This window comes from Salsipaludibacter albus, assembly GCF_019798055.1.
Classification (GTDB): Bacteria; Actinomycetota; Nitriliruptoria; order Nitriliruptorales; family Nitriliruptoraceae; genus Salsipaludibacter; species Salsipaludibacter albus.
The window spans coordinates 1-7922 of the sequence record NZ_JAHOPH010000060.1; the positions used below are offsets into that span (position 1 = coordinate 1).

Here is a 7922-nt window from a genome sequence, read left to right on the forward strand (position 1 = left end):
CCCCCCGTACGTCCCCACCCCCCTGGAGTCCCCATGCGCAGCAAGCTCATGGTCTCGGGCGCCACGGCGGCCATGGTGGCCGCCCTGGTCGCGGCCAACCCGGCCGTGGCCGACCCCTCCGAGACCTCCTACATCGTCCTCATGGACGCCCCACCCGCCGTCGCGATGGACACCGCGCCCACCGCCGACGACCCCGCCACTGCCCAGCCCGGCACGCCCCGGGCCCGCGGCGGCGACAAGGCCAACCCCAACTCGCGTGCTGCCCAGCGCTACCGCGCCGAGCTGGTCGCCGAGCAGGAGGCCGTGCAGCAGTCGGTCCTCGGCTCGACCGAGACCCTGCACCGCTACACCGCGGCCCTGAACGGCTTCGCCGCCATCATGACCGCCGAGGAGGCCGACGCCCTGCGCCAGCAGAAGGGCGTCATGGCAGTGATGGAGGACGAGCTGCAGCAGCCCCAGACCGACGTCTCCCCGTCGTTCCTGGGCCTGGACGGTGGCGGCGAGGCCTGGGCCACCGGCCTGGACGGCGAGGGCGTCGTCATCGGCGTCATCGACTCCGGGATCTGGCCCGAGCACGCCTCGTTCGCCGACGACGGCACCTACGAGCGCCCCGAGGGCCTGGCCGATGACATCGCCTGCGACTTCGGGCAGGCCGAGCTGCCGGACGGCACCACGGCCAACGACTACAACTCCGAGGACGCCGCGTTCGCGTGCAACAACAAGCTCATCGGCGCGCGCGACATGTTGACCACCTACAACGCGCTGGTCGGTTACGAGACCTACGCCTCGGCCCGTGACGCCGACGGCCACGGCACCCACACCGCCAGCACGGCGGGTGGCAACGCCGACGTGGACGCCGAGATCTTCGACATCGACCGTGGCTCGGTCACCGGCGTGGCGCCCCGTGCGTCGATCATCGCCTACAAGGGCCTCGGTGACCTGGGGGGCTTCACCTCCGACCTCGCCGGCTCCATCGACCAGGCCGTGGCCGACGGCGTCGACGTGATCAACTACTCGATCGGCTCGTCCACGCCCAGCCTGGTGAGTGCCGACGACATCTCGTTCCTGTTCGCGGCCGACGCCGGCGTGCACGTCGCGACCTCCAACGGCAACAGCGGCCCCGGCGCCGAGACCGTGGGCAGCCCCGCGTCGATCCCGTGGCTGACCTCCGTCGGTGCCTCCACCCACACCCGCGGGTTCGAGAACACCGTGACCCTGGGTGACGGCACGACCTTCGACGGCGTGTCCATCACCGAGGGCCTCGACGACGCCCCGCTGGTGGACTCCGAGGACCTCGGCAACACCCTGTGCCTCCCCGGCGATGGCTTCAGCGAGGACGTCACCGGCAAGGTGGTCCTGTGCGAGCGAGGCCAGAACGCACGGCTCGAGAAGTCCCAGGTGGTCGCCGACGCCGGCGGTGCCGGGATGATCCTGTTCAACCCGGTCCCGAACCAGTCGCTGGTGACCGACAACCACTACGTGCCGTCGTCCCACGTCGGGCCGGAACTGGGCACGGTCGTCAAGGACTACATCGACGCAGCGGGTGCCGACGCCACCGCCGCCCTGACCCAGGCCGAGAAGGTCGAGGTCGAGGGCTCGGTCATGGCCGACTTCTCGTCGCGTGGCCCGACCGGGTCGCCCGCGTCCGCCGACGTCATCAAGCCCGACGTGACCGCCCCGGGTGTCAACATCCTTGCGGGCAACACCCCGACCCCGACGCTGGGCCGACCGGGCCAGCTGTTCCAGTCGATCTCGGGCACCTCGATGTCCAGCCCCCACGTGGCCGGACTGATGGCCCTGATCGACCAGGCCGAGCCCGAGTGGTCCCCGGCCGCCGTCAAGTCGTCGCTGATGACCACGGCGCGCCAGGACGTCACCAAGGAGGACGCCGAGACCCCGGCCGACCCGTTCGACATGGGGGCCGGCCACGTCGATCCCGGCAAGGTGGTCCAGCCGGGCAGCATGTTCCAGCCGGGCATCGTCTACGACGCCGGCATCAACGACTACTTCGCGTTCCTGTGCGGGACCACCGACGCCGTCAACCCAGCACTGTGTGACCAGTTGACCGCTGCCGGGTTCTCGACCGACGCGAGCGACCTGAACCTCGCGTCGATCGCCATGTCAGCCGTGGCCGGCCCGACCACCACCTCCCGGACCGTCACCAACGTGTCCGGGCGACCGCTCAACCTCAAGGCCACGGTCGACGCCCCGGCCGGCTTCGACGTCGAGGTCAGCCCGGCGCGCGTGCGCCTGGCACCGGGCGCCAGCGCCACCTACGAGGTCGTCGTGCGCAACGTCTCGGCCCCGGCCGAGGAGTGGCGCTTCGGGTCCCTGACCTGGAACGGCGGCGGGTTCGTCGCCCGCAGCCCGATCGCGGTGCAGGGCGCCCTGTTCGACGCGCCCGACGAGCTCACGGCGTCGGGTGCGTCCGGTTCGACGTCCTTCGAGGTGGCCTTCGGCTACACCGGCGAGTACACCGCCGCCCCGCACGGGCTCGCGGCGGACCAGCCGGAGACCGACACGGTCGTCCAGGACCCGGACCAGACGTTCAGCGCGACGGACGGCTACTCGACCGAGATCGCGGTCGACCTCACCGACGCCGCGTTGTGGCGCGTGGTGATGGAGCAGTCCGACGTCACCGGGCCGGGTGCCGACCAGGCCGACCTGGACCTGTTCCTCCTCGACGAGGACGGCAACCAGGTCGCGAGCTCGACCTCGGGCGGCACGGACGAGATCATCGACCTCGTCCTCCCCGAGCCCGGTTCCTACACCCTGTACGTGCACGGGTGGCAGACCGGTGGCGAGGAGCTGGGCTTCACCGCCCACACCTGGACGGTCCCGGCGACGCCGGGCACCGGCAACCTGTCGATCGACAGCGCGCCGTCGGAGGCCACCACGGGCACCACCGGCACGGTGGAGGTCAGCTGGGACGGTGCGGCCGCCGGGACCAACCTCGGCGCGGTGTCGCACAGTGACGCCGACGGCCTGCTCGGCCTGACCCTGGTCACGGTCGAGAACTGATCGTCCGAACGACGACGAGGGGGCGCCCGGCCGGGCGCCCCCTCGCTCGTGTTCGGGGCTACTCGTCGAAGCCCGGAGGTGGGATCCAACCGTGCCCACCGTCGGCGGCATCGGAGGGGCACAGCTCGGGCGGCTGGCCCTCGGCGGCGGTGTACAGCCACGCGCGGTCGTCGCGGACCAGCACGACCCGGTACCCGTCGACCAGGGCCTGGGTCACGACCCGGCCGGGCTCCGGGCACCCGACCGCCCCGTCGGGGAAGGTCTCGGGCCGGGCCACCAACACCTCGATCGACGTGGGGTCCACGTCCAGGCGGGTCACCAGGTCGAGGACGGCGGCATCGACCGCCTCGTCCAGCTCGGGCGACCGGGTCGGGTCGGCGGGTGGGGGCGTCGGCGGCGGAGTCGGCAGCACCTCGGGTGGCAGGGCACCGGCGCCCCTCCCCTCGGTGGGGGTGATGTCGCCGCGCGTGGGCGTCGGCACGGGATCCGTGGGCGTGGTCGTGGAAGGCTCCGGCGTCGAGGTCGGACTGGCCGTGTCCGTCGGCCCGACCGGCGTCGGCGACGGGTCACCGGCCGGATCGGATCCACACGCCACCAGCATGCCGGCCAGGACGACCGTCGTCACCATCCCGCGCAGTCGGCCCCGGCTCGACGGGCCGGGCGTCCACGTGGGATCGGCGGGGGGCACGTGAACCCTCAGGCGCGCTCGGCCGCGACCAGCTCGGCGAGCTGGACGGTGTTGAGGGCCGCGCCCTTCAGCAGGTTGTCGCCCGACACGAACAGGTTGAGGCTGTGCGGATCACCGAGGTCCTCGCGGATCCGGCCGACGACGACCTCGTCACGACCCGCCGAGCCCAACGGGGTCGGGTAGGCGAGCTCCTCGCCGTCGCGACCCGTGCCGTCCTCGACGACCATGCCGGGGGCGTCGGCCAGGACCTGCATGGCGGCCGCACGCGACACCTCGTCGCGGAAGGTCAACCGGGCGGCGATCGAGTGGCCGACGACGACCGGGACCCGCACGCAGGTGGGGCTGACCTTCAGGGACGCGATTGACAGGATCTTGCGCGACTCGTCGACCAGCTTGCGCTCCTCGACGGTGTAGCGGTCGTCCTCGAAGTCCCCGCAGTGCGCCAGGACGTTGAAGGCGATGGCCTTGGAGAAGTTGTCCGGACTGACCGCGGCCTCGGCGTCGAGCCCCTCGGTCCGGAGCCGGTCGACGTCGTCGACCAGCTTGCGGGCCTGCTCGACCAGCTCGGTGATCCCGGACTGCCCGGAGCCGCCGGCGGCCTGGTAGGTCGTGGCGACCATCTCGCGCAGGCCGAACGCGTCGTGCAGTGGCTTGGCGGGAACCATCAGCACCATGGTGGTGCAGTTCGGGTTCGCGATGATGCCCTTCGGGCGGGTGCGGGCGTCCTCGGGATTGACCTCCGACACGACCAGGGGCACCTCGTCGTCCATCCGGAACGCCGAGGAGTTGTCGACCACGACCGCGCCCGCCTCGACGGCGATCGGGGCGAACTCGCGCGAGCGGGTCGCTCCGGCCGAGAACAGGGCGATGTCGACGTCGTCGAACACGTCGGGGCCCAGTGCCTGCACCTCGACCTCGCGGTCCTTCCATGGCAGGCGACGACCGGCGGATCGCTCGGAGGCGACGAACACGGGGTCGCCGGCGAGCGGGAACCCCCGGCTGTCGAGCTGGCGACGCAGTTCCTCGCCGACGGCCCCGGTGGCCCCGACGACGGCGACGCGATGGGTGGTGGACATGACGGATCCAGTGGTCGAACACGATCGCGAAGCCCCAGCGTGCCATGCCCGACGCCCGATCGCGAACGCCTGCCCTTGGGCAGGTTGGAGTTGCTCGCGCAGGGCGCTCGCAACGTCCAGCCCCGGGTGGTCCGGATCCGGGGGACCGATCGGTGGGCTAGGAGACTTCGACGGGGGTGGCGGAGAGGTCGAAGGCGTCGTGGATGGCCCGCACCGCACGCTCGGCGTCGGTGGCGGCGACCACGACCGAGACGCGGATGGTCGACGTGGAGATCATCTCGATGTTGACCCCGGCGTCCGACAGCGCCTTGAACATCGCCGCGGCGATCCCCGGGTGGGTCTTCATGCCGGCGCCGACCAGCGACACCTTGGCGACCTGGTCGTCGATGGCCACGCCGCGGGCACCGACCTCCCGGGCGAGGCCCTCCAGCAACTCGCGGGTCCGGTGCACGTCGGCGTGTGGCATCGTGAAGGAGATGTCGGTCGTCCCGTCCTCCGAGACGTTCTGGACGATCATGTCGATGTTGACGTTGGCCTCGCCCAGGGCGGTGAAGACGTCGGCGGCGACGCCCGGCTTGTCCGGGACGTGCTGCACGGTGACCTTGGCGTCGTCGGTGTCGTGCGCCACGCCAGAGATGATGGCGTTTTCCATGATGTCCTCCTCGGGCACGACCCACGTGCCCTCCTGGTAGCTGAACGACGACCGCACGTGGATGGGCACGCCGTGGTTGCGGCCGAACTCGACCGAGCGGACCTGCAGGACCCGGGCGCCCTGGGCCGCCATCTCCAGCATCTCCTCGAAGGTGAGCCGGTCCAGCTTGCGGGCGTCGGGGACGATCCGCGGGTCGGCCGTGTAGACCCCGTCGACGTCGGTGTAGATCTCGCACACGTCGGCACCGAGGGCGGCGGCCAGCGCGACCGCGGTGGTGTCGGACCCGCCACGCCCGAGCGTCGTGACGTCCTTGGTGTCGTGGCTGACCCCCTGGAAGCCCGCGACGATGACGACGTTGCCCTCGTCGAGCGCACCGGAGATCCGTCCCGGCGTGATGTCGACGATCCGGGCCCGTCCGTGGGAGCCGTCCGTGATGATCCCGGCCTGGGAGCCGGTGAACGACTTCGCCGGGATCTCGAGTGCGTGCAGCGCCATGGCCAGCAGCGCCATCGAGATGCGCTCACCCGCCGTCAGCAGCATGTCGAGCTCGCGACCGGGCGGGAGGTCCGAGATCTTCTCGGCCATGCCGACCAGCTCGTCGGTGGTGTCGCCCATGGCGGACACCACGACCACGGTCTGGTTGCCGGCGCGATGGGTGCGGGCGACCCGGTCGGCGACGCGCTTCATCCGGTTCACGTCGCCGACCGACGTGCCGCCGTACTTCTGGACGACGATCGCCACGGGTGCTCTCCTGTTCGTCCCCTCGGCACGTGACGTGCCACTGGCATCGGTCGTGGACGGTACCGGCGCGCCCGGTGGCCCTAGCCGATGCCCGGGCCCACGACCACGCCGACGAGGAACGTCAGCCCCATCGCCAGCAGGCCGACCGCGACGTTGCGCACGACCGCGGGCAGGACCGGCGCGCCGCCCAGCCGGGCACTCAGCCAGCCGGTCAGCACCAGCGCGACGGTCACCGAGGCGACCGTGACCTGCACCCGCCAGTCGGCCGAGGGCAGGACGATCGCCAGCAGCGGCAGCATGGCACCGATCGCGAACGCCACCAGGGACGACACCGCCGCCGCCATCGGCGACGTCAACTCGTCCGGGTCGATCCCCAGTTCGACCTCCGCGTGCGCCCCCAGGGCGTCGTGGTCGGTGAGCTGCCGGGCGACCTGTGCCGCGACGTCCGGCGTCAGTCCCTTGCCCTGGTAGATCATCTGGAGCTCGTGGAGCTCCTCCTCGGGCATCTCGGCCAGCTCCCGGCGCTCCTTGTCCAGCAACGCCTGCTCGGCGTCACGCTGGGTCGACACGCTCACGTACTCGCCACCGGCCATGGACAACGCACCGGCGACCAGCCCGGCGACCCCGGCGATCAGCAATGCCTCACGGCCCGCGGAGGCGCCCGCCACGCCAACGACCAGCCCTGCCGTCGACACGATGCCGTCGTTGGCTCCCAGCACGCCGGCCCGCAGCCAGTTCAGGCGTGCGGCGAACCCCCGGACGTGGGGCTCGTCGTCGTGGCTGGGAAGGGCGGCACCCGGGTCGGTCGCCGGCGGCCGGTCGGACATGCGTTCTCCTGTTCGACGAACGAGCGATCCCGGACCCACCACGGGTGTCGCGGGGACCGTGGTGGGTCAGTCGACGGCGCGCCGACCGGTGAAGGACCGGGCGAGGGTGACCTCGTCGGCGTAGTCCAGGTCGCCGCCCACGGGCAGCCCCGATGCCAGCCGGGTCACGGCCACGCCCAGGGGCTGGACGAGTCGGGACAGGTACGACGCGGTCGCCTCGCCCTCCACGTTGGGGTTGGTGGCCAGGATGACCTCCTGCACGCCCTCGTCGTCCAGCCGGGCGATCAACTCCCGCACGTGGAGGTCGTCGGGACCGACCCCGTCGATCGGCGAGATCGCCCCGCCCAGGACGTGGTAGCGGCCCCGGTACTCCCGGGTGCGCTCGATCGCGATCAGGTCACGCGGCTCCTCCACGACGCACAGCACGGTGGGGTCGCGACGGGTGTCACGGCAGACCTGGCACTCCTCGGCCTCGGAGATGTTGAAGCACCGGGCACAGAAGCGGACGGTCTCCTTGACGGTGGTGATGGCCGTGGCCAGGCGGTTGGCCTCGTCGGCGTCGACCTGCAGGAGGTGGAACGCGACACGCTGGGCCGACTTGGGCCCGATCCCGGGCAGCCGTCCCAGCTCGTCTATCAGGTCCTGCACCGCACCTTCGTACAGCATCCCGTCCTCACGGTGTGATCATTTCCCCAGCGTAGGTCCCCCGGGGTCGGGTCGAACGCGGCCGGCCGGGGAACCAGCTGGCGATTCAGTAGTCGTCGGGGTCGACCTCGCGTGCCCCGAGCCGGTCGAGGAGCGCACCGGCGGCACGGTCCATCGCCTCGCCGGGGTCGAGGTCGGCCAGCGGGGTGGGGGTCGCGGCCGGCGCACCGTCGGCCGGCGCGACGACGGGGTCCGACGGTTCGGGCCGGGCG

The 7922-nt window shown here is 71.8% G+C and carries 6 protein-coding genes; 1 reads left to right on the forward strand and 5 read right to left on the reverse strand.

What is annotated here, in order from left to right; all coding sequences use genetic code 11:
- Nucleotides 1-33: 33 nt before the first annotated feature.
- Nucleotides 34-3021: a S8 family peptidase gene (locus tag KR546_RS18585; RefSeq protein ID WP_238446219.1), complete on the forward strand. Its 2988-nt coding sequence runs from the start codon at nt 34-36 to the stop codon at nt 3019-3021.
- A 58-nt stretch (nt 3022-3079) separates the two neighbouring features.
- Here the strand turns inward: KR546_RS18585 and KR546_RS18590 are convergent, their stop codons facing one another.
- The 5 genes from KR546_RS18590 to recR all read right to left on the reverse strand — a co-directional run bounded on the left by KR546_RS18590 (nt 3080) and on the right by recR (nt 7668).
- Complete coding sequence (locus KR546_RS18590; RefSeq protein WP_238446220.1) at nt 3080-3502, reverse strand: hypothetical protein; 423 nt, start codon at nt 3500-3502, stop codon at nt 3080-3082.
- A gap of 215 nt (nt 3503-3717) precedes the next feature.
- A complete protein-coding gene (locus KR546_RS18595; RefSeq protein WP_238446221.1) occupies nt 3718-4785 on the reverse strand; it encodes an aspartate-semialdehyde dehydrogenase in 1068 nt (355 codons plus the stop codon).
- A gap of 157 nt (nt 4786-4942) precedes the next feature.
- A complete protein-coding gene (locus KR546_RS18600) occupies nt 4943-6178 on the reverse strand; it encodes an aspartate kinase (protein WP_238446222.1) in 1236 nt (411 codons plus the stop codon).
- A gap of 80 nt (nt 6179-6258) precedes the next feature.
- A complete protein-coding gene (locus tag KR546_RS18605; protein ID WP_238446223.1) occupies nt 6259-7005 on the reverse strand; it encodes a VIT1/CCC1 transporter family protein in 747 nt (248 codons plus the stop codon).
- A 66-nt stretch (nt 7006-7071) separates the two neighbouring features.
- Nucleotides 7072-7668 (reverse strand): recombination mediator RecR, encoded by a 597-nt coding sequence (gene recR / locus KR546_RS18610; RefSeq protein WP_238446224.1) that lies wholly within the window; start codon nt 7666-7668, stop codon nt 7072-7074.
- Between the last annotated feature and the right edge of the window lie 254 nt (nt 7669-7922).

Bases quoted from the DNA above. Each gene is read 5' to 3' on its own strand.
- KR546_RS18585 (WP_238446219.1), top strand. From the start codon at position 34: ATGCGCAGCAAGCTCATGGTCTCGGGCGCCACGGCGGCCATGGTGGCC.
- KR546_RS18595 (WP_238446221.1), bottom strand. From the start codon at position 4,785: ATGTCCACCACCCATCGCGTCGCCGTCGTCGGGGCCACCGGGGCCGTC.
- KR546_RS18605 (WP_238446223.1), bottom strand. From the start codon at position 7,005: ATGTCCGACCGGCCGCCGGCGACCGACCCGGGTGCCGCCCTTCCCAGC.